The organism is Bifidobacterium sp. M0399 (assembly GCF_016100595.1).
GTDB lineage: Bacteria > Actinomycetota > Actinomycetes > Actinomycetales > Bifidobacteriaceae > Bombiscardovia > Bombiscardovia polysaccharolytica.
Window position 1 is genome coordinate 157230 of record NZ_JACFSD010000002.1, and the last position, 23774, is coordinate 181003.

The window sequence follows — 23774 nt, forward strand, 5'->3', positions numbered from 1 at the left end:
GCTGTCTGACAAGCTGCCGACACACTGACCTTACATACGGGGCTCAGGCAATCAGAATAGGGCTGGAGGAGGGCCTCCGGTAATAGCGAATGGTTTCATTGACTACCTCGCGCACAGCCTGTATCTGCTGATCCAGGGGCAGACCGCACTCCTGTCCGCCGCTTTCGTTGACCAGGGGAAGGCTGACGAACCCGGCCAGGACATCCTTGTGCCCTGCAGCCCATGCCAGCAGGTTGTAGAAAAGCGCGTTGCAGACATAGGTGCCCGCGTCCGAGCTGAGTGTGGCCGGGATGCCGCAGGTGCCAAAGTCGTGCAGGATGGCCCTCAGCGGCAGACGGGTCCAGTAAGCGGCAGGACCCTGGGGATCGATGGGCAGACGGCTGGTCCGACGGACGGCATCCTGGGACTCCTTCTCACCTAGGTTGTCACGGTCGCTCGCGTCGTCCTCCTTAAGATTGACAGCGCAACGCTCCATGGCGATGCCACGAGCCCGACGCTTGAGCCCTGTGGCGATGATGATATCGGGGTGCACCCGCTCTATGGCCTCATGCAGTATGGGCCAGGCCTTGGCGAAGCTGACGGGCATGATGACGGAGGAAATAGTCAAGTCCACGCCCTCCAGGGGATCTTCCTCGGTTGGACCGACCTTTCGCATGCCCTCCATTCCATGCTCGGCCAGAGCTTGTGAGACCTGGCTGGAGGGGTTGACGTCAACACCCTCGTAATGGTCGTATCCGGCGACGATGACCTTGATCTGCTCCATGTGCCCCATGGTACACAGGGCTTCACCCGGCCAGGGAGCCCGCTATCCATTCAGCCATGGGCACGTCCGAGGGCAGGGTGATCTTCATGTTGGTCACGCTGCCGGCCACGATGGCCACCGGCTCCTCAGGCAAGTGGTCCACCACAACCCTGGTGTCATCAGTGGGATGGAAGTCGGGGTCCGCAGCGGCCAGGTCGTAGGCCTTGCGGAGGGTGCCGAAGCGGAAGGCCTGCGGGGTCTGAGCCCGGAACATGTTGTCGCGGTCGGGCACCTGACGCACCACCTTGCGCTCGCCCAGGTCGCCGGCTATCAGCATGGTGTCACTCGAGGCCACGGCCACGGTTGCGGCGTTGAATGTATCCAAGGCATCGATGCAGCCATTGATGGACTCCTGGCTGACGAAGGGGCGTACCGCATCGTGGATGAGCAGCTTGGCATCCTGGGGAATCTCCGCATCAGCCAGGGTCTGCAGGGCCGCCTCGGTGCTGTCCATGCGCTCGACGCCGCCCTGGATGACCATGCGGACCTTGTCGTAGGTGTCAGCACCCACGATGGCCTCGACAGACTCCCGAACCCGATCGTTGACCACGACCAGAATGTCGGTGACGCGGGCATTGGACTGGAAGGCGTCAATTGACCAGGTGATGATGGGTTTGCCGCCCACCTGCACCAGCTGCTTGGGGTTGTTCTCGTCAAACCGAACGCCCAGCCCAGCCGCAAGAATCACCGCTACAACTGGCTGAATCTGCTCCTCCGGCTCTGCGTTATCCTGACTGGCCTCGGACGGGGCTGCTGATGCTCTGCTCTCACTCATACACCCAACGGTACTCACGCGAGGACAAGGAAGGGCGCAGACCCGGCGCTATCTGCACCGAACATCTGCACCCGAGGCCTGCTCCGGCCGCCAGAAACCGGATCGATCAATCTCACGGCTTCAGTCATCGGCCAGAATAAGGGCCAGCATGCGCCCCTCCCCAGCCTTGTTGGCCAGCGAGGCCCGGCGGTGGGAATACCAGAGTGGGTTCTCCAGGGTGCACAGCGATCGGTGCAGATCCTCAAGACGCTTTGGTAGGGAGGGACCCTCACTGTCCTGGCTGCACAGCTCTTCCAGGTCCGGGTCCTGACGCAGATAGCTGGTCGCGGCACCGATCCGGGGGGCGGAGTCTACGATATTGGTCACTCCTGCCGCCTTCAGTTCCATGATGGCAGCAGTGGCGATGTCGATGGCGATTCCGCCGAACCTGCACGGTCCAGATGCGCCAGGGAAACGCTTCTCGAAGTCATCGGCCAGGTCCGAACCCACCTGATAGCAGTCCGCGCAGATGCGAGGCCCAAGGGTTGCCACGATCCTGGACGGGTCAGCACCCTTGTCGGCCATAGCCTGGACTGTTGACGGAATGACTCCAGCCACCAGACCCCGACGGCCGCAGTGGGCTGCCCCCATCACGCCGGCCTGAGGGTCGGCCAGCAGCACGGGAAGACAATCAGCGGCAAAGATGCCCAAGGCCAAGTCGCGACGGGTGGTCACCTGAGCATCGGCCTCGCAACGCCCCTGGGGCTGACCTTGGTCGGCATCCCAGACCTGGGCTGAGTGAACCTGATCCACCAGGACCATGGGGCGGTTCAGCTGGCGACCCAGAGCCTGACGGTTGGCGGCAACCGCCTGCGGGTCATCGCCTCCCTTGCCGCCCAGATTCAGCTGGGCATAATCGCCCGAGGAAACCCCGCCCAATCTGGTGGTGTAGACCACTTTGATCCCTGACGCCAGGGCGATGGGAATGGTGACTGGGATTGGCCGACCCTGATCATCCAGCGACGATAGGGGGCTGCTGTCCAGCAGGGTCCGTTCCCGATCCCAGGCTTCTCCCTGAACACTCTGGGAGTTCTGCTCGTTTGGTTGAGGCTTGAGGCTCATGCAGTCGCCGCCTGGTTCAGACGGTCCATCTCCTCTTCGCTCAGCTCCATGTCGGCCGCCTGCAGGGAGTCCAGAATGGTGGCCGCCCTGTGGGCCCCGGGAACCACGAAGACGTTGCGGTTCTGGGACAGCTCCCAGGCCAGGACCACACGCTGGTGGGAGACACCGCGCTCCTGGGCCACCTGACGGAAGGTGTCATAACGGGTTTCGTCCTTGGGCGCTCGGAAGCCTCCCAAGGGGCTCCAGCAGACGAAGGCCAGACCCAGCTCGGCCGCATGGTCCAACTCCTGGCGGGAGCTGGTGAAGGTGGGCGAGAACTGGTTCTGCACGGCCACGAGGTCATCGCCCAGAATCTGACGAGCCAGGTCCATCCGCTCAATGTCTACGTTGGAGACGCCTAGGGTCCGGGCCACGCCCTGTTTGACCAGCTCAGCCATGGCCTCCAAGGACTCCTGATAGGGCACCTGCGGATCAGGCCGGTGCATGTAGAGCAAATCGATGGTGTCCACACCCAGGGCCTGAGCGGACTCCTTGGCGTGCCGGATCAGGCTCTCCGGTCGACCGTCCACAGCCCAGGTTGGCCGACCATCGGTGAAGTTGCGGTAGTGCCCAACCTTGGTGGCCACCAGCACATCCTGACGGGGTCCCTTCCAGGAGTCCAAAGCCTGGCGAACCAGTCGTTCATTGGTCTGCTCAGGACCACCTGACTCGTAGTAGGACCAGGCAGTATCCAGATGTCGGCAACCAGCATCCAAAGCCTGATGGATAACGTCGATGGCCGTTGCCTGGTCCGGCTTGCCCTCGATGGACAATCCCATGCAACCCAGTCCGACCGCTGTCGTAGTAAAGGGCCCCAAGGCCCGCATCGACGATGTCATACATGTACTCCCGTCTTGTAGATTGATGCCAGCTTCAATGCCGCCGGCTTCCTATCGAGCTTAGCTTGTGGCCCAGTATCAACGACCGCCGAAGGAACCACCACCGGAGCCGCCACCGGAGCCACCGAAGGAACCACCACCGGAGCCAAACCCACCAATACCACTGCCAGAACTGTTGCCGCTGGCCTGGCCGATCAGGCCGCCGATCTGTTCGAGTCCCTGGGTCAACTGAGTACCCAGATCAACCACCCCGCCTTGGCCAAGCATTGAATTTGCAGCCAATGCTTCAGGGCCACTCACGGAGGAAGCCACCGGAACATTCTGGCTGTAAGGCAGGAAGGTACAGTAGAGCAGGCTCCCGCGCGCATTATTATTCAGCCAGTCGAAGTCGGTCAGTTCAGGGCTGGCCTGTGCCAGCTGAGCGACAACCCGGTCACTTATACCGAAGGCCGCAGCGTAAACCAGGTAGCGGTCCCAGAGCACCAGGTCCTCCACGCCCCGGTGGCTAAAATCGCTGAAGTCCAGCAGATAGCGCCGAAGCCCTGACACCTGACCAGCCATGAGCTGTCCATTCCTGCTGAGCACTTGCCAACTACCATAACGAATGGAGAATGCTGCAACAGCCACCAGAAGCACGGCCAATGGCGCACGTACCAGCACGGTGCCCGGCAGGAATCCAGCCAGCAGGATGAAAGCGGCCAAGAGCACGGCCAGGAAGGGCAAGATCTGTATACCATGACGATAGGCACGCAGGTCAGCATTGTTGGTCTCATACTTGACGGCCTTGTCGAAAGCCTCCAGATAGACCTTGCCATGATTAGCTTCGGTGCTGGAGAAGAGAGCAATCATCTCGTACAGGTCGAAACGTTCATCCTTGGAGCCCATCAGAGCGGAAGCACCTTCCAACATGGTCAGGCAGGCTTCCTCGCTTAAGGACAGGGCCAGGGAGGCTCGATCCTGACTGCAGACCGGATTAATGACCACCTCCATGGACTGCCGTTTGCCTTTGTGGAACAGCGAGCGCATCACCTTAGTCAGGGAACCTCCGCCGGAATTCGCCCGGTCCTCATACTTGACCGGAATCAGAGCGATGGCCCGCTTGGAGGCCAGGGAGAGAATGGTGGCTGACAATTGCCTGCCAATAGGGGATTCTCGGGTCAGCATCAAATCGTTGATAACAGCGGCCACGGCCGGTGACAGATCAGGAGGCTGACGGTAGTAGATAATATCGCCTCGGTACTGAGAGTCTCCATAGGTGCGGAAGGCCTGCCAGAGCATCACTACAATCAGCGCGATAGCAGCTAGGACAGTCAGTACACCAGCCAAAAGTCCGATCCGCGCCCGTCTGGTCTGCTCGGCGTGCCAGTGCTCATACTGCTGGCGCTCCTGCTTGATGATGCGATCACGCGCCGGTTGAGAGTCAGTCCTGACCACCGAGGAAACCCTCTTCGCATCGAAGAGAGCCACCAAATCCAGATGCTGACCTGGCCCGATCCGGTCAGCTGAAAAGTGGATACTGCTGTCATCGTCCACCTGGTAGGAACCCTTGCCAGCGAAATGGAGCCAGGCCTTGGCATCCTTGTCCTTCTCTGTTCCTATAAGCTTGGGAAGCCTGACATCAGCGCTCATATGCTCGACGGAAATCTGGTTGGTGTCGCCCACGGGCTCCCATTGGAATTCAGCCACATCGGGATGGGCAGTAGTGACACCGTGGAAGGTCATGTCGATGCGGAAGCGCCGACCTGAATCCTCGGCAATCTGCGGAATGTTCCAACCCAGCTCCACCTGACACCGGTCCCCCTGGGCGCCGCAGGCGGATCCTTGGTCCGAGTCGCCCGGCTTGTAGGATTCCAATCCTGAGTCCGAGACTGTGCCCATATACCAGGTGCCAGCCATGGTCTTATCCCAGTCGGGAACCTGATCGAGGTTATCAGGATCCGTCGGCGGATCGGCTTGCCTATATGTAGAGCCATTGGTCAGGTCGCGCACGCTTATGTCACTGATGCCCGTCAGCCGGTCAGGCTTGATCTGATAACGCTGGTAGAGCTCCCTCCAGGGACGTTTGTCGCCGTTGTCGTCCTCACGGGAGTTCATGGTTACGGTCAGGTCCTGACTGATGCGCAAATCGCCGTTATCCAGGACCTGGACATCATAGTCCACTGAATCGTATACCAGGTCCGGCCAATTCTTGTTGAAGATAAGCAGAGCAGCGACTATGCACGTCACCAAGGCTGCCACCAAAGCCAGTGCCAAGGCTCGGAAAAAGCGGGAAGTGCTCCAGGAGGGATGGCCTGAGACCGGTTTCCCAGAGGAGGCCACTGGGGCGTTCACTGTCCGAAGTCCACTACGGGCGCCTGGCGGCTACCCTCGTCAGCCTGGAAATACTGGGCCTGACGGAAGTGGAAAAGGGATGCGATGATGTTTGAGGGGACCGTCTCGATGCGGGTGTTGAACTTCTGAACCACATCATTGTAGAACTGCCTGGCGTAGGCGATCTTGTCCTCCAGGTCCTTGAGCTGACGCTGCAAGTCCAGGAAGTTCTGGTTGGCCTTGAGCTCAGGGTAGGCCTCCGCCCGAGCCATCAGAGTGACCAAGGATTGGCCCAGCCGCTGCTCGGCATCGGCACGGGCCTGCATCTGGTCCCCGCCAGCTGTCTGGGCCTGGGCCACGTCGGCGCGGGCCTTGGTCACCTCCTCCAGGACGGAGGACTCGTGTGAGGCGTAGCCCTTGACCGTCTGGACCAGATTGGGCACCAGGTCGGCACGCTGCTTGAGCTGGACGTCAATCTGGGCCCAGCCATTGGCTACTCGGTTGCGCAGATTGACCAAACCGTTGTAAGCCCCGATGCCCCAGATGACCAGCAACACGACCAGCAGGACAATGACGATAAGCACGATCAGTGATACGGACATGCCCTCATTCTCTCACTAAATTCAGAGGAGACAAAAACGGGACCCCGCCCAATGGAACGGGGTCCCGGTATCAGCAGGAATCAGTCCTCACTGTCGAAGGGGTCGAAGTCCCTGCGCACCCGGCGACGGGGACGCTCGGAACGCTCCTCCCTGTCGGCCCGGTACTCGTCGTAGTGCTCGTCGGCCGCATAGCGCGGATTCTCCCTGCGGCCACGATAGCCGCCACGTCCGGAAGAGCGACGCTCATGACGGCCGCCGCGATCACCACGGTCTTCACGCTCGGCACGGCTGCCACGGCTGCGACGCTCGCCACGGCCCCGGCCGCCACGATCCTCGTCATCGTCGCGGGAGACCCGACGACGATCGCGACGGGAGCCACGGTCCTCGTCCTCGAACCAGTCTCCGCCATCCTCATAGTCGCGGTCGCGGCTCTGACGACGGTGCCGGGGACGATCCTCCTGGTCCTCGTCGTCGTAGTAGCGATCATCATGATCTGAGCGAGAGCGGCGCGGTGCCTCATACCGATCCTCGCGCTCGGAGGAACGGCTGCGGCGATCACGACGATCACGGTCGCCACGACCACTGCGATCACGGCGATCACCGCCACGGTCACGACGGTCTGTGCGGCCTCCGCGATCACGGCCTCCTGCGGACTCCTGGTCCTCGAAGCCGGGAACGGCCAGGGAGATCTTGCCGCGGTCATCCACACCCTGGACGATAACCTCGACGGTGTCGCCCTCCTTGAGGACGTCCTCCACGGAGTCGATGCGCTCGCCGTTGGCCAGGTTGCGGATCTGCGAGATGTGCAGAAGTCCGTCGGTGCCCGGTGTCAGGTTGACGAAAGCGCCGAAGCTGGTGATCTTGACCACCTTGCCGTTGAAGGTCTCCCCCGCCTCGGGCACGTGTGGGTTGGCGATCTGGTCGATGACCTCCTTGGCCTTGGCTGCAGCCTCGCCGCCTTCGGAGGCGATGTAGACCGTGCCGTCGTCCTCGATGGAGACGTCGGCGCCGGTGTCCTCCTGGATCTGGTTGATCATCTTGCCCTTGGGGCCGATGACCTCGCCGATCTTGTCAACAGGAACCTGAGTGGTGATGATGCGCGGCGCATAGGGGCTCATCTCGGCGGGCCCGTCGATGCACTCGTTGATGACATCCAGGATGGTGGCCCGGGCTTCCTTGGCCTGCTGCAGGGCGGCGGCCAGGATGTCGGCGGGAATGCCGTCCAGCTTGGTGTCCAGCTGCAGGGAGGTGATGAACTCGGAGGTGCCGGCCACCTTGAAGTCCATATCGCCGAAGGCATCCTCGGCACCCAGAATGTCAGTCAGGGTCTTGTAGGTGGGCCGACCGTCGACCTCGCCCGTGACCAAGCCCATGGCGATGCCCGCCACAGGGGCCTTCAGGGGCACGCCGGCAGCCAGCAGGGACAGGGTGGAGGCGCAGACGGAGCCCATGGAGGTGGACCCGTTGGAGCCAATGGCCTCGGAGACCTGACGGATGGCGTAGGGGAACTCCTCGCGGCTGGGCAGAACCGGAATCAGAGCGCGCTCGGCCAGGTTGCCATGGCCCACTTCGCGGCGCTTGGGCGAACCCACGCGGCCGGTCTCGCCGGTCGAATAGGGCGGCATCTCGTAGTTGTGCATGTAGCGCTTGGTGGTGGGGCCGGACAGGGCATCGATGGTCTGCTCCATCTTCAGCATGTTCAGAGTCGTAACGCCCAGCACCTGGGTCTCGCCGCGCTGGAAGAGGGCGGAACCGTGCACACGGGGCACCACGTCCACCTCAGCGGACAGGGTGCGGATGTCGCGCAGGCCACGGCCATCAATGCGGTAGTCCTGGGTCAGGATGCGACGGCGGACAATCTGGCGCTGAAGCTCCTTGAAGGCATTGCCCAGCTCCTTGTCCTTTTCGGCCTCGTCCATGTCGGTGAACTCGTCGGCCAGAGCCTCGCGGACCTTCTCCTTGATCTCGTGGATTCGATCCTGGCGGGGCAGCTTCTCTGCGATGGACAGGGCCTGGTCCAGGTCGGCATGAGCCACCTGGTCAATGCGGGCATAAAGCTCGTCAGTGTACTCGGGGAAGAGCTGGAAGTCCTTGGTGGGCTTGGCGGCCTTGGCCTTGAGCTCACTCTGGGCCTCGCACAGAACCTTGATGAAGGGCTTGGCAGCCTCAAGACCCTGGGCGACAACCTCTTCGTCGGGCTTGATCTGGCCCTCGTCATAAATCAGGCTCCAGGCGTTCTTGCCGGCACCGGCCTCGATCATGGCGATGGCGACGTCCCCGCCCTCGACCACACGACCGGCCACGACCAGCTCGAAAACGGCGCGCTCGCGCTCGCTCCAGCGCGGGAAGGCCACCCACTGGCCATCGATCAGGGCCAGGCGCAGACCCGAGACCGGACCCTCGAAGGGCAGACCTGAGATCAGGGTGGATGCGGAGGCCGCGTTCAGGGCCAGCACATCGTAGGCATCCTCGGGGTTGACGGCCAGGATGGTCTCCACGACCTGGACCTCGTTGCGCAGGGTGTGCGGGAAGAGGGGGCGCAGGGGGCGATCAATCAGCCGGCAGGCCAGGATGGCCTCGTTTGAGGGCCGACCCTCGCGACGGAAGAAGGAGCCGGGAATCTTGCCCGCGGCATACATCTTCTCTTCCACATCGACGGTCAGCGGGAAGAAGTCGTAGTTCTCCTTGGGGCTTGACCCGGCGGTGGTGGTGGACAGCACCATGGAATCGTCATCAAGATAGGCGGCTACTGCCCCATCCGCCTGCTGGGCGAGACGACCCGTCTCGAAGCGCAACGTGCGCTTGCCATATGATCCGTTATCGATCGTGGCTTCTACAGCCGTGATTTCGGGACCCTCCATAGGGTTCCTCCTTTTGTTTACTGCTTGTTTACTACCTGAGGTCAGGATGCTCGGCGTCGCTTAACTGCCGGAGATCCTTGTACTTCGGTCTGGTCCTGCCGAACCCCATGTCCGGCGATTTTCATTCCTTGCGGACCAGCCTTGCATTTCAATTCGGCACCATCTTCTGCAACCCCATCCCGGGATCGACGGTACCTGGTTCAGTCATGCAAAAGCGCCCGAGCGCTAGGCCCGGGCGAAAGCATGCATATCAGTGGCGCAGTCCAAGACGCTCCACCAGGGAACGGTAGCGGTTGATATCCACCTTCTTGAGGTAATCCAGCAACCGACGACGATGACCGACCATGAGCAGCAGACCACGACGTGAATGATGATCGTGCTGATGCTGCTTGAGGTGCTCTGTCAGGTCGGAGATTCGCTTGCTCAGCAGAGCCACCTGGACCTCGGGGGAACCGGTATCGCCCTCGTGGGTCGCGTATTCCTTGACGATTGCCTGCTTCTGCTCACTCGTAAGAGCCACGGCTCCTCCTCTTGCATTCTTCCGTTACGCGGTGCACCAGCCCTATGCTGAAGCGCTCTCGATCCGCGGGCGAAACACGCCAAAAATCCATTATACACAGCGATGGGACCGGAGGCGGAAATGGAAGGAGGAATGGATTCATCCCCGACGAACTCGGTGATGAGGTCAGGCCGCGGTGATCAGGCCTCCGAAGAGGACGATGGCGATGGCCGCCAGCTCGATGATGAAGAATAAGGAGAGGGCGGACCAGCTGTGGGTCAACGTGTTCCAGGGGGAATCCTTGCGCACACAGACCAGGATGGCTACGAAGACGACCGCAAAGACCGCCACGCCCAGGCCAGCGGCGATGATGCCCAGATTGGCCGCGTTGGCCAGGATGGCCTGATGCTGGTAGACCACGAAGGTGCTGTACCAGAAGTTCATCTTGAGCAGGCAGAGGCCGGCGATCAGCTGTTCGGCGGCCAGGCCCAGCACGAAGACCACCCGCCAGAACCAGGAGGACGACTCGATGATGGACATGCCGATCCCCATAAAGGTCAGCACGGTCACCGTCCAGGCAATCAGGGCTATGCCGCGCGGGTCCAGGACCGAGGCATAGTGGAGCACGCCCTGGGTGTGGTTGATGGCCAGCGAGCGCCCGTATCCATATGGAATGACGATGGCCAAGAGGACCGCCAGCGCGAAGACGACCCAACGGACCGGGCGGGCACGGCGCTGCTCAATCTCAGCCAGAGAATATTCCGAATCCGGAATAGTCGCTTCAGGGTGGGCCGAAACCTTGTTCACAGCAGTCGCATCATCCAGGTGCAATGGCACAGATGCAGAATCGGCTGAAGCGCTTCTGCCAGATTCCGCGCCACCTGCATCGTCGAATTGCTCCATCGGCGACCACACCTCCAAGTCCGCTACTCGTGGACACATCGCATACAAGCTTATACCGGGCGGCACACCCGCGCCTAGGAATGAGAGAATGGCATGAAAATGATCGGTACTATACCAAAGCAGCAACTCATACTTATGTTTTTGAGGAGCAGAATTTATAAAAGAGTTCTTAGGGAAGAACTGATTTAATACATATTCCAGCTAAGAGGCAGTGCTGTCTGGTTAATTCAAAGTAGCGCGATTAGTTTTCCGTTTTAGGCTTCCACGTAGGAGGCAATGCATTTGCCGCAGGCAGAGAGCCGTTCGTAACAGTATTCCCAATCCACACTCCCACGAAGAGAGCGTCCGTTCTCATTGCCTTAGTGGGCCCAAGACTGGGCATTTCAATCCACACTCCTCGTGAAGGAAGCGACCCATGGATGGTGAAAACTTTGCCTTTGCATTGATATTTCAATCCACGCCCCCACGAAAGGAGTGGCCACTGGTAATCCTCGATCATATGTAGGCCTCCCAATTTCAATCCACGCTCCCGTGAAGGGAGCGACCTGCTCTATAAGCCGTTTGCCTTCGTGTTGAAAATTTCAATCCACGCTCCCGTGAAGGGAGCGACCTCCCTGGCCAAAAGAGGGTTCAATGTCCTGGTATTTCAATCCACGCTCCCGTGAAGGGAGCGACCCCCGTCCGAAGCCGCGTTGCGGGGCACCACCTTATTTCAATCCACGCTCCCGTGAAGGGAGCGACGTAGAGCATTCTTACCATATTTGAAAGTATAAGCATTTCAATCCACGCTCCCGTGAAGGGAGCGACTAAAGACCCCAGCAAACCAACCACCGGCACCGCTATTTCAATCCACGCTCCCGTGAAGGGAGCGACCCGGCCGGATGTATCGCACTAGCGCACCGGTCAGATTTCAATCCACGCTCCCGTGAAGGGAGCGACATTGATTCAAACCGTTGTACATACTGATATGCGAATTTCAATCCACGCTCCCGTGAAGGGAGCGACCCTTATCCCGGAACAGCTCCGGCTCCACGCCAAGATTTCAATCCACGCTCCCGTGAAGGGAGCGACACCACCAAGGACGGGCTGCGCGAGAACAGATATAATTTCAATCCACGCTCCCGTGAAGGGAGCGACAACCACCATCAACAACCTGGCGGGCACCCCGATATTTCAATCCACGCTCCCGTGAAGGGAGCGACATTAAAGGTGTATCAAGAAAGATACATGGATGAAAGATTTCAATCCACGCTCCCGTGAAGGGAGCGACCACCCTGATCCACCATGGTCGTGACGGATTTGATATTTCAATCCACGCTCCCGTGAAGGGAGCGACTCACTCCGTAGTAGGAAAAGTACGGATTGTGGATATTTCAATCCACGCTCCCGTGAAGGGAGCGACGCTGATTGATTATGCACAACAGCAGAACATCGTATTTCAATCCACGCTCCCGTGAAGGGAGCGACTCCCATCCAGGCAAGCAGCACAGCCGCAGCCAGCAATTTCAATCCACGCTCCCGTGAAGGGAGCGACCTGGACCCAGGCGAGCATGACGACCCAAAGACCGGATTTCAATCCACGCTCCCGTGAAGGGAGCGACTTCTGCGTCGGATGCAGGGCGTTCGGCTCCCATGGATTTCAATCCACGCTCCCGTGAAGGGAGCGACACTTGTGAGGGTCGGGCGCGTACAGGATCAGCGTATTTCAATCCACGCTCCCGTGAAGGGAGCGACCCCCATAATGGGCCTCTTTCTCTCGGTGTAATACAATTTCAATCCACGCTCCCGTGAAGGGAGCGACAAATTTCGTCAAATATAATGTAGCGAACGTTGGGATTTCAATCCACGCTCCCGTGAAGGGAGCGACAGGCCATCGGCAGCCTCATGAGCCGCGAAGAACAATTTCAATCCACGCTCCCGTGAAGGGAGCGACATGGAATAGCCCCGCCGATGAGCGGGGCCGGTTATTTCAATCCACGCTCCCGTGAAGGGAGCGACCCCCGACAGCCGGGACACCCACGCCGGGCCGGTATTTCAATCCACGCTCCCGTGAAGGGAGCGACCCCCACACGCGGCACAGACCGCGTTATAGCCTATATTTCAATCCACGCTCCCGTGAAGGGAGCGACTATATGAGCATTCGGTCACCATATACCTGAGTCATTTCAATCCACGCTCCCGTGAAGGGAGCGACCTTGGATTGTGTCTTATCCTCACTGCTTGACCTCATTTCAATCCACGCTCCCGTGAAGGGAGCGACTGGCAAACCTTTGGACAGAGTACCCGTATCTCAGAATTTCAATCCACGCTCCCGTGAAGGGAGCGACCGTGCTGGGCCTTTAATTTACGTAGCTGTGCGCGATTTCAATCCACGCTCCCGTGAAGGGAGCGACTTCGATGATGTGTGCATATACCGCATGGTCAGGATTTCAATCCACGCTCCCGTGAAGGGAGCGACCTTCGTATCGAAGTTCCTGGCTATCATATCAACGATTTCAATCCACGCTCCCGTGAAGGGAGCGACGGAGCGGGAACTACCGGGACGCGAAGGCCAGGCTATTTCAATCCACGCTCCCGTGAAGGGAGCGACATTTTGGCAAAAGCGACCAGGTAGTGCTCCCCATATTTCAATCCACGCTCCCGTGAAGGGAGCGACGAGTAGTCCGGAAATGACTGTCAGACGGCGCATAATTTCAATCCACGCTCCCGTGAAGGGAGCGACTTGGTAATGGTATGCGCGGCAGTCACGGCACCCAGATTTCAATCCACGCTCCCGTGAAGGGAGCGACTTTCGACCGTATCACCAAGCGGGTCACGATAACGATTTCAATCCACGCTCCCGTGAAGGGAGCGACCTCTGCCTTGATGATGGTGATGCTCGGGTCCATATTTCAATCCACGCTCCCGTGAAGGGAGCGACGCATAACCGCCTGACGAATAGATACTAGTCAGCGTATTTCAATCCACGCTCCCGTGAAGGGAGCGACCGGCGAACGCCTTGCAGGCGGCCATCGACCAGGTATTTCAATCCACGCTCCCGTGAAGGGAGCGACCAGCGTGGACGGCAAGGTCGTCTACCCCGGCCAATTTCAATCCACGCTCCCGTGAAGGGAGCGACATCCACGGTCCGGCTGGTAGGAACTGTAGGGCGATTTCAATCCACGCTCCCGTGAAGGGAGCGACCATATTGCCTTTCCCTATAATGTGTTCTTTCCTTATTTCAATCCACGCTCCCGTGAAGGGAGCGACAGATTTTTCATCATCACTGACAAGGGTGCAATAATTTCAATCCACGCTCCCGTGAAGGGAGCGACTTTTTTCGTTACCAACACCCGGGGTTATATCGGATTTCAATCCACGCTCCCGTGAAGGGAGCGACCGTTGACGGCGCAACGGCGATAGCCAACGCCGGATTTCAATCCACGCTCCCGTGAAGGGAGCGACAATGATGTCTGAGCTTAGTATGACGATACCGGAAATTTCAATCCACGCTCCCGTGAAGGGAGCGACGGCAAATGGCGCCTTTGGGATAGCGAGCATAAGAATTTCAATCCACGCTCCCGTGAAGGGAGCGACCTGCACCTTGGCCATCAGATAGCGGTTCTGCTTCTATTTCAATTCACGCTCCCGTGAAGGGAGCGACCGGTGCTGATGCCGGTCGTGTAGCTGGTGTTCTGATTTCAATCCACGCTCCCGTGAAGGGAGCGACTGAAATCCTTCCCCGGACAGGAGAAGGCGAACGAATTTCAATCCACGCTCCCGTGAAGGGAGCGACAATAGCAACAAACCATTTCAATCCCACTCCCTGGCATTTCAATCCACGCTCCCGTGAAGGGAGCGACCGGTCGGCTACTATACCGATGGCCAGCCGAGACGATTTCAATCCACGCTCCCGTGAAGGGAGCGACCTCCACCACCGTGCCTGTCTCCATGCTGATGCTATTTCAATCCACGCTCCCGTGAAGGGAGCGACGACTTCGGATATTGACACTACGTCTGACACGGTATTTCAATCCACGCTCCCGTGAAGGGAGCGACCATCATCAGGGTCAGGGTAGATACCAAGAGCAGCATTTCAATCCACGCTCCCGTGAAGGGAGCGACCCCGATCCCACGCCGCCGATGTCAGCTCAGAAGCAAATTTCAATCCACGCTCCCGTGAAGGGAGCGACACACGCCCGGACACCCTATTTTTGTATTCCATCGCATTTCAATCCACGCTCCCGTGAAGGGAGCGACAGGAAGGGCGTTAAGTCGGCAGATCGGTCGCAGTATTTCAATCCACGCTCCCGTGAAGGGAGCGACCCGGGGATTTTCGAGTGCCGTAGACGCTGTTAAATTTCAATCCACGCTCCCGTGAAGGGAGCGACTTTTTCGTCCAACAAACCCAAGGATATATCGGTATTTCAATCCACGCTCCCGTGAAGGGAGCGACTTGAGCCAAGGTAGTAGCTTGCTGGGCCTCCTTATTTCAATCCACGCTCCCGTGAAGGGAGCGACTTGCACCTGCCCATCAGCGCCACTGGGCTGCGCGAATTTCAATCCACGCTCCCGTGAAGGGAGCGACACAAACCATTTCAGCACTCCCGTCAGCGCGGGCAGATTTCAATCCACGCTCCCGTGAAGGGAGCGACTTCTGCCTTCGACTTCCTGCGCGTCCTTGGGGCTATTTCAATCCACGCTCCCGTGAAGGGAGCGACCTCGCGCGAGTTACATCAGCAAAAAGATAATCTATTTCAATCCACGCTCCCGTGAAGGGAGCGACGCTCATGCGGCCACCCCCATGTCTTTCTTGTCAAATTTCAATCCACGCTCCCGTGAAGGGAGCGACAGGCGGCCAGGCTCACATGCCTGCCGTCCGGACTATTTCAATCCACGCTCCCGTGAAGGGAGCGACCAGAGCTTGCCTCCAGAAGCTCACCGACCTGCTATTTCAATCCACGCTCCCATGAAGGGAGCGACTATAGCCTCGTTGCTTCATGCTGTCAGTAATGTATTTCAATCCACGCTCCCGTGAAGGGAGCGACACGGCTGGAATCCTGCGGGAGCTTGGACGCATGAATTTCAATCCACGCTCCCGTGAAGGGAGCGACGACACAGCACATCGGGCTGATCGATTTCCTACATATTTCAATCCACGCTCCCGTGAAGGGAGCGACCAAACGAAGATCGGGCAGACAAACGGGTTTTCCGATTTCAATCCACGCTCCCGTGAAGGGAGCGACTGGATGCGCGCCGCTCGAGGGTTGCGGGCCAGGATTTCAATCCACGCTCCCGTGAAGGGAGCGACCAACTCTTTGGCCTTATTCAGTTCCGACTTTGAAATTTCAATCCACGCTCCCGTGAAGGGAGCGACTATTACAATCCCAAAACTAAAGGTGAAACAATCATATTTCAATCCACGCTCCCGTGAAGGGAGCGACCAGGGCAGGTCGAACGGCAGATCCAGCCATCGCATTTCAATCCACGCTCCCGTGAAGGGAGCGACCGGATATCGCCTGCCATTTGGCATCCCACCAGTCGATTTCAATCCACGCTCCCGTGAAGGGAGCGACCAAGCGCCGGACCAGTTGCCGCGCAGGACGTCGAGATTTCAATCCACGCTCCCGTGAAGGGAGCGACGTGTCGAGGTCTGGCCGGTGTACCGCGCAATGTATTTCAATCCACGCTCCCGTGAAGGGAGCGACCCTCATTGCCGGTGGCGCCAACGACACGGCCCAATTTCAATCCACGCTCCCGTGAAGGGAGCGACGCGTGGTGACCACGGTCAGCGGGGTCTCCTACTGCATTTCAATCCACGCTCCCGTGAAGGGAGCGACCCGACACGGCCAGCGGCGCCAGCAGGCACGCCATATTTCAATCCACGCTCCCGTGAAGGGAGCGACTCGGATAGGTGTATGGAATCGGTGTCGGAATACATATTTCAATCCACGCTCCCGTGAAGGGAGCGACGTGGGTATTACGTGTCCCAGCCCGCCACGATAGGCATTTCAATCCACGCTCCCGTGAAGGGAGCGACTCCGGCTTGAGGGTCGCCCCGGTGAGCATGACGGATTTCAATCCACGCTCCCGTGAAGGGAGCGACAAGCGTGATACGTACTCGCTCACTGATAAAGCATTATTTCAATCCACGCTCCCGTGAAGGGAGCGACGTTTCACGGGCACGGGGTGACACCACTACCCACCAATTTCAATCCACGCTCCCGTGAAGGGAGCGACACATCTGTGGACAAAACTGTGGATAAACCAGCAATTTCAATCCACGCTCCCGTGAAGGGAGCGACTGGTCAGGATGGCCCAGCTATGACGACGCTATCATTTCAATCCACGCTCCCGTGAAGGGAGCGACTCACAGACGATTCGGGCAGAAGCCTGGTGCTGGATATTTCAATCCACGCTCCCGTGAAGGGAGCGACCCACTGTCACGGTTTTTTGGATACCGATAGGGCGTATTTCAATCCACGCTCCCGTGAAGGGAGCGACACGAGAGCGGCAAGAGATCCATCACACCAGAAGATATTTCAATCCACGCTCCCGTGAAGGGAGCGACCCACGCCCCACGGGCTCGCGCTCAAAACAGCTTGATTTCAATCCACGCTCCCGTGAAGGGAGCGACTCGCTGGCCCCGGTCTTCGCCAGAGGCTCCACGAAATTTCAATCCACGCTCCCGTGAAGGGAGCGACATGCCCTTTGCAGGCCGGCTAATACGTGACTTTCGATTTCAATCCACGCTCCCGTGAAGGGAGCGACCGTCGAGAGTAGTCGGGTCGCCTTGGCTCATGGTATTTCAATCCACGCTCCCGTGAAGGGAGCGACCAGATACCATACTGAGTTGATACCTCACCTGAGCCATTTCAATCCACGCTCCCGTGAAGGGAGCGACTTGAACACATCCTCCATATGTTCGTTTTCGTCCACATTTCAATCCACGCTCCCGTGAAGGGAGCGACAAGGATAGTGACATGTCCAGAGTCGTCGGCCTGGTATTTCAATCCACGCTCCCGTGAAGGGAGCGACACTTTTAAGCCTGAACAGTTATCCATTTTTGGCAATTTCAATCCACGCTCCCGTGAAGGGAGCGACAGCACAATGATACATCCGATGACCAATATACGATCAGCTTTAAATGGCTGACGACTCCTAACAGCCCAAACCAGGTACCCAGATTCTGTTTCTAGTCGAGCAATTGAGATGATGCTTCAAGTTGATAACATCACTATTCAGTTATCAAACAACTGTTCATCCGATTCACTAAAATTCTAGCTTCCTTCGTATGAATAGCTGTCTGATTTGAAATGCGAAAAGAACTCAGCTCAAAAACATGTGAAATTAAGACCGTATATCGTCATGAAGTAAAGTTTTGCGGCGCGAAGAATCTGGTGAATACATGATTGCTAGCGTTTCGCGCCAACGATGATCCACAACAACAGTCAACATACTGCACTGTTTACAGAATTACACCAGCCATCTAGCTATCGTCTAATTTCCGCGGCTCAAACAAAACAGTAAAATCAAAGTCACACAATTCTATAACATCATCACTTGATCAACAGGGATATGACGCCTCACCCCGTAGTAATGGATTCTGCGCGAGTATCTGGCACCCAGGTCATACAAGATCAAGCTGTCTTCCTGAGGATTGATCAACGTCATCAGCCGCTGTTTTAACAGCTCACGGTCGGCGGGAGTGACCACGCATTCGAACACACTATTTTGCACACGCTGCCCAAACTTCATGCACTCATGGCCGACCTGTCGCAGCCGTCTCCGGCCGGCCGCCTCACAGGTGTCGACATCATAGGCAACAACCACCATCATTATTGTTTCACCCTACTTCCAAAACATTGGCGGATAGGCATCCATATCCCCGCGTATATATCTAGCCAGCAATAATGCCTGTACATATGGCACCAACCCCCACGGCACTTTCTCCTTAAGGAAGGGGTGCATGATTTGCTCATTCTTGCGCTTCTGCCAGGCTGAAAGCACCTGCTTCCTCCCCTTGTCGTTAAGATAAGTTCCTCCGTTCTCTCGAACCTCAAAATCTTCAGCCTTAACCACATGGGTGTTGACCAGAGACAAAGCCAGCCGATCCGCAAAGATTGGACGCAATTCCTCAACAAGGTCCAAAGCCAGCGAAGATCTACCTGGCCTGTCTGTATGCAAGAACCCGACGTAAGGATCAAGGCCGACACCTTGAAGTGCAGAACGACAATCTCCAGAGAGTAACACGTAGATAAATGAGAGCAAGGCATTCATCCTATCCATCGGTGGCCTTCGGCTACGCTGCTCGAAGTAGAAATCATCCTTATTCGTGAGGATGAGATCGTCAAAGGCATAAAAGTAGCACCTCGCCGCTTCTCCCTCCACACCACGAACCGAATCTGGCGTTTGGCAGCCATTCAATTCCTGCAAGGCTGCCAACAGACGGGCACTCTGCTCTTTGACACGAGGCACATTGATCCGTAAGGCGTGGTCTCGGGTAGCACGCTCCAGCACCTGTCGCGCATTGAATATCTTGCCCATGACGAACGAGGCTGCAATCGAACAGACCTCGTTATCGTCATCGGCCATGTGATATTGACGGCGTCGCAAAAGCACATTTCTGTTAGCCTCTCCAAGCACTGACCCATAGTATTTGCCCTGAGGGGAGTAGAAGGCGAACGAGACACCAAATTCATTACACTTTCCCAGCAAGGCTGGCGAAGCACCCTTGTAACTGAAGCAAAGAATAGACTCCAAGGCACGCAGTGGTATCCGTCCCATGACGCGATCGTCCTCATTCACCACAACGTTCTCCTGCTCTAGGGAAAGGTAGGCATCCTCTGTAGTGACAAACAAGGTGTTTAACATCTGTCTCAATGGATCATCGCTTCCCTCCGGCGCTTTTCCTCAATAAACTCTCATTGCCCAAGTTACCCCTACAACTCTTTCAAGGTCTTTCGAATGTAGCCAGCAGCGGATGACTTATGCACAAGTTCAGGCAGGCAGATATCTTTCAATGAGCATGACCGGCACCCCGTCTTTGGCTTCACCTTGGGAGTATGACCTCGCCGATAAAGGTCCCGCATCTGTGCCAGATCATGGACTACCTGAGCGCGAAGATCATCATTGAGCTCGACCAATTCACGACGCTTGGTCCGCTGATAGAACAATGCCCCCTGGCTGATGCTGCAAGAGAGCATTTCTTCCAAACACATAGCTTCGCCACACAATTGCAAACGATCAGCATTATTGACCTTGCTGGAACCATGCTTGTACTCAACAGGATAGGGTTTCCAACGTCCTCTCCTGCCTATCAACGAAACTCCATCCTGAGCTGCGTGAAATTCGACGATGTCACAATCGCCGACGACTCCCAACTTTCGGGAGAATACACGCAGATCGCGCAGTATCAAGGTGTCGCCGCGTTTTTCAGAAGCGTGATAGTCGTGAGCACGTCGGTGTTCGAAGTCTCCTGCATATGTTCTGGTGTTGTCACGCCATTGCTCCTCTATGTGGATCAATGCCCATTGGCGCTTGCAGAACTCAAAATGCTGAATGCCAGACAGGGCCAGCCATTCATCCTCAGGATATTCGGCCGGCCCTGTGGCCATGGACAAGTCCATGGAATTATCACTCATTGCAGTATTCTCAGCCATCCACCATTTCAGTCAGTTCAACCGACTGCGGAATAGCTGAAGTATCGACGGTCACATCGTAATCCGAGAAGCTGCGCGGGGTCTCGACCTCAGGCTTATGAGCCACATGAATGCTATCGAACAGCTTATAGGAAGGAGCATCGCCAAGATCGTTGCTGTGCTTGAAGACGTAGAGCTTGCGAACGGCCATCTTGCCCCTAGCTGCAGAATGATCAAACTCGAACATATTGAGAATGGCCTGCCAAAGCATGGCCAGGTCTTCCTCGCTAAACCCGGTGGTCTTTTGTGCAAGCTTGGCATTCACATAGCCATCAGCACGGTATAAACCATAAGGAACAATTGACTTGTTGCCCATCTCGTTGTTCTTGTTCTCTTGGTCTTTTTCCGTAGTAATGGCCACCCTGGTGATGGTGACAGACTGCGGGAAAATCGGATCGATAGATCTCGAGAATCCAAGTTGCACAGGACCACGCACCTGGCCACAGGCCAACCCGCCCTTGACGAAGGTGGTCATCACCGCGCCAAACGTTCTGATATCGAAGAAATTGGAGCACATGTAATCGAGGATTAATCTATCCAGCTCGCCATTTTCTTTCTTGGCCTTTTTTAAAGCCTTCCCGATACTGTCCATATCGGGATCCCCATTGACGCCAACCGCTTTTAGCGCCTCAGCATCGAGGCGGTTCAGCGGAACCTGCTGCTTGATATAAATACGCCAGGGCGCCTTATCCCCGTTAATTAACTGCACATAGTTACGTATCTTCCTCTTCAGGCAAACATCAGTAACAATTCCAATCCCTGTCTCACTATCGGTTCGTGGCATATTGCCTGATTCCGGATCTCCGTTGGGATTGCCATTCTCAACATCATAGAGAATGGAGAAATCGTACCTATTTTGGATAGCCTTGGCAGTTTGCTCACTCATTTACAATTCCTTCTTCCTTGTTAGTTTCCTTATTGTCGTCCTTGTTCTTGCCCTTGTAGCGCTCCTGAGTCTCGAAATAATATCCGAGCTGGAAAGCACCCTGTTCAGGCAGCGATAACCTTGTCGGGAAGTTCTCGCCGATTCTGGTCATCAGATCTGCAATACGCTTGGTATAGTAAATGCGCGTTCCCGTCGACAGTTTTCGCAGGTGCTTTTTCGCCAAATCGCCCAAGTGCGGGAAAACCACGGCGGGCATGGTCGATGCATTAGTAAAGAACCGGTCACCAATCGTGGTATTGATACCAGGATTCGCAGCATGTTGTATGTCCTCGTACAGGGCGAACAGCCGTCCTAGGACATAGGGCACATTGGTGCTTTCTTTGTTGATGGACACTTGCAATACCTCCTTAGGGCATTGGTTGTTTTGATGACGAAGAAAATACGCTTTGATGATTGCCGCCTTGGCGCGGGGCACTTCATGCTCAACGCCAATGCGGTTCTCGACAGCAGTCAGGAGCGACGTAGGATAGGGCGCACCTGTAAGAATGGCCTTAAATAGGTCGGAAACTGTACGGGGGGAAGCTGGAATCCTCTTTTTCCCACCAGCGGCAGATGGCACAGTTTGCGCAAGGAGCATCCACACAGGTAGATCGTGACGTTTATCAAATTTCGGTCGTTCGATATCCAAATCTGCATAATGACGACGTACATGTTCCATGTAACTGCCATAAGTGTCCTTCAAGAAGAAGGACACCGAAAGCCTGGCCGCATTAGGGGCAAGCCCAAGGATGTAAAAATGCTCATCTGGATTAAGCCTGACACCATTGAAATCAACGGGGTTCCCTTTAGATAAGGCCGTGACAGTGGCTATTAAATCCTGTTGGTCAACCCCTGCAGCGCCTTCAATGCACAAGTTCATCTCAGCTGAGTACTCAGCCTGTCCTGACTCTGCCCAGGAAACAATCGTCAAGGAACCATCATTTACAGTTCTTGTATACTGATCGTCTTTCAGCACAGTATTTAAGGCTGTAGTATAAGCAAAGGCTTCACGTTTGCTCATAGGAGCATTTTGATCCTGCTTTTTGTTGTAGGAAAGATATGCTGGCGCGTTAAAAGACACTAGTGCTGATCCACTGGATTGTGCGTTGCGGACGCCTCTGATATTTGGATGAGTAAGAGCAGGGACGACAGCTTGGCCTGAAACAACACTTTGCATGGTTTCAGAACCAGCGGCCGTTTCACCACTGTCCTCGTCATCCGAAGAGAACCATGAATCCCAGTATTTCTGCATGGTTCGGTTTTTAGATAAAGGTAAGCCGTTAAAGCAGAGGACAAAATTACCGGTTAAGGCCTTCTTCCAGTCCCCTTCACCCAAATTCTCCTCTACAACTGCCGCTTGAGGCGTACGGGAGAAGAAAGCGAGTACTGCACGGGCTTCAGCTTCATCGGCATTTGCGAGCACTTGTCGATGCAATTCAGCAGCAGCTGCAAAGCGTTTGGCTGCTTTGTTTGTTGCACCGTTGGCATCTGCACCAAGCAGGTAAGAGGAGTTGTCACAGAGGAAATTGGCCTGAATCTTCACTGTCCGCAATGCATGTGCTGGGACAGACATCATACGTCTGAACTGCTTGTTCTTTGTCAATGTCCCAAACGGAATGACGTGCGTTATAGTCCCATCATCCGCTATGTCCAGTCCCCACGGAACATTTTCAACGCTGTATCCATACCGCGGTGCCTGGCCAGCCTCCACCAGCCGATCGTAAAGTCTAACTAGTTCGCCGATCATGAGCTCACCTTCGGATCAGTTGCATCCAGCACACCGTTAATCAGCTCAGCCCTGAAAAACATAGGTTGCGGGTCCGCAGGGTCTCGATAGTCCATGTCATATAACATGTACCCCAGATCCCGACGACCGTTTTCGAATCCCTTGGGCTGGCCCTTATCGACATCCCAAAGCCGAAAATCGACAGGGAACTCCCGGGTTCCAAAATAAGGGTGATGATAGTATTGCCCGTTCTGAGCCCGCCTATTGAACATGCTGATGAACTTAGCCGGCGTATCCCCAGCGGCAGCTTTACTATTCATATCAAAGTGCGCCTCAATCACATAGTGAACATCCCGCAAAATGGTGGAAGCACGCTGCTGAATGTCTGAGGAAGCATAGATCGCGCTGTCTTTGGACGGATCATTGATCATCGACCTGATAGTATCGGCCGAAATCACGCTGCTGACCTCATTGCGACGAACACTGGTGAACCTGATCGGATTCATAACCACGATCCTGTCAATCCGCCAGACCATGCCCGGATGCCAGAACACAGCCTCCAGAATCCCCCGTGCCGCCGATGGCGTCATCACGTCGTACGAGACCCTCTCTACTTTCATTTCTGGTCTGGTGAAGAGGGCGTACGGACCCCAGACCTCAAGTTGTACTGTCATTGGTCTCCTTTCCTGTTGGCGGTATTGCCAATTACGAT

The 23774-nt window shown here is 56.7% G+C and carries 15 protein-coding genes and 1 CRISPR repeat array; all 15 genes read right to left on the reverse strand.

All coding sequences use genetic code 11. The annotated features are described in order from the left end of the window. Positions 1-43: 43 nt before the first annotated feature. The 15 genes from H3V09_RS05345 to cas5c all read right to left on the reverse strand — a co-directional run bounded on the left by H3V09_RS05345 (position 44) and on the right by cas5c (position 23736). Positions 44-763, reverse strand: coding sequence for a pyroglutamyl-peptidase I (locus H3V09_RS05345; RefSeq protein ID WP_046323342.1), 720 nt, complete (start codon positions 761-763; stop codon positions 44-46). A 22-nt stretch (positions 764-785) separates the two neighbouring features. Further along, on the reverse strand, positions 786-1577 hold the full coding sequence (locus tag H3V09_RS05350) for an IspD/TarI family cytidylyltransferase (protein WP_110425775.1): 792 nt from the start codon (positions 1575-1577) through the stop codon (positions 786-788). 120 nt (positions 1578-1697) lie between these two features. Beyond that, positions 1698-2678, reverse strand: coding sequence for a polyphenol oxidase family protein (locus H3V09_RS05355; protein WP_232339461.1), 981 nt, complete (start codon positions 2676-2678; stop codon positions 1698-1700). Then, positions 2675-3556 (reverse strand): aldo/keto reductase, encoded by an 882-nt coding sequence (locus H3V09_RS05360; protein WP_110425777.1) that lies wholly within the window; start codon positions 3554-3556, stop codon positions 2675-2677. The genes H3V09_RS05355 and H3V09_RS05360 overlap by 4 nt, the downstream gene beginning before the upstream one ends. A 78-nt stretch (positions 3557-3634) precedes the next feature. Further along, a complete protein-coding gene (locus tag H3V09_RS05365; RefSeq protein ID WP_198191349.1) occupies positions 3635-5887 on the reverse strand; it encodes a DUF2207 family protein in 2253 nt (750 codons plus the stop codon). Further along, positions 5884-6468 carry a LemA family protein gene (locus tag H3V09_RS05370; RefSeq protein WP_046323346.1) on the reverse strand — a complete coding sequence of 195 codons (585 nt, stop codon included), beginning with the start codon at positions 6466-6468 and terminating at the stop codon, positions 5884-5886. Before H3V09_RS05370 ends, H3V09_RS05365 begins: the two co-directional genes overlap by 4 nt. An 80-nt stretch (positions 6469-6548) precedes the next feature. Next, positions 6549-9329, reverse strand: coding sequence for a polyribonucleotide nucleotidyltransferase (locus H3V09_RS05375; RefSeq protein WP_198191348.1), 2781 nt, complete (start codon positions 9327-9329; stop codon positions 6549-6551). 250 nt (positions 9330-9579) lie between these two features. Next, positions 9580-9849, reverse strand: a complete 270-nt coding sequence (gene rpsO / locus H3V09_RS05380; protein WP_024626835.1) for a 30S ribosomal protein S15 — start codon at positions 9847-9849, stop codon at positions 9580-9582. Positions 9850-10014: 165 nt separating this feature from the next. After that, entirely contained in the window at positions 10015-10731 is a 717-nt protein-coding gene (locus H3V09_RS05385) for a hypothetical protein (RefSeq protein ID WP_198191347.1), read from the reverse strand. Between the two features lie 447 nt (positions 10732-11178). Continuing rightward, a CRISPR array of direct repeats spans positions 11179-17814; the repeat unit is 32 nt; unit sequence ATTTCAATCCACGCTCCCGTGAAGGGAGCGAC. Positions 17815-18258: 444 nt separating this feature from the next. After that, positions 18259-18549 (reverse strand): CRISPR-associated endonuclease Cas2, encoded by a 291-nt coding sequence (gene cas2 / locus H3V09_RS05390; RefSeq protein WP_046323348.1) that lies wholly within the window; start codon positions 18547-18549, stop codon positions 18259-18261. A gap of 12 nt (positions 18550-18561) precedes the next feature. After that, positions 18562-19584, reverse strand: coding sequence for a type I-C CRISPR-associated endonuclease Cas1c (cas1c, locus tag H3V09_RS05395; RefSeq protein ID WP_232339460.1), 1023 nt, complete (start codon positions 19582-19584; stop codon positions 18562-18564). Positions 19585-19652: 68 nt separating this feature from the next. Then, positions 19653-20354 carry a CRISPR-associated protein Cas4 gene (cas4, locus tag H3V09_RS05400; RefSeq protein ID WP_232342062.1) on the reverse strand — a complete coding sequence of 234 codons (702 nt, stop codon included), beginning with the start codon at positions 20352-20354 and terminating at the stop codon, positions 19653-19655. A gap of 10 nt (positions 20355-20364) precedes the next feature. Beyond that, entirely contained in the window at positions 20365-21297 is a 933-nt protein-coding gene (gene cas7c / locus H3V09_RS05405) for a type I-C CRISPR-associated protein Cas7/Csd2 (protein WP_121913645.1), read from the reverse strand. After that, a complete protein-coding gene (gene cas8c, locus H3V09_RS05410; RefSeq protein WP_121913646.1) occupies positions 21290-23083 on the reverse strand; it encodes a type I-C CRISPR-associated protein Cas8c/Csd1 in 1794 nt (597 codons plus the stop codon). Before cas8c ends, cas7c begins: the two co-directional genes overlap by 8 nt. Further along, positions 23080-23736, reverse strand: a complete 657-nt coding sequence (gene cas5c / locus H3V09_RS05415; RefSeq protein WP_198191346.1) for a type I-C CRISPR-associated protein Cas5c — start codon at positions 23734-23736, stop codon at positions 23080-23082. Before cas5c ends, cas8c begins: the two co-directional genes overlap by 4 nt. Between the last annotated feature and the right edge of the window lie 38 nt (positions 23737-23774).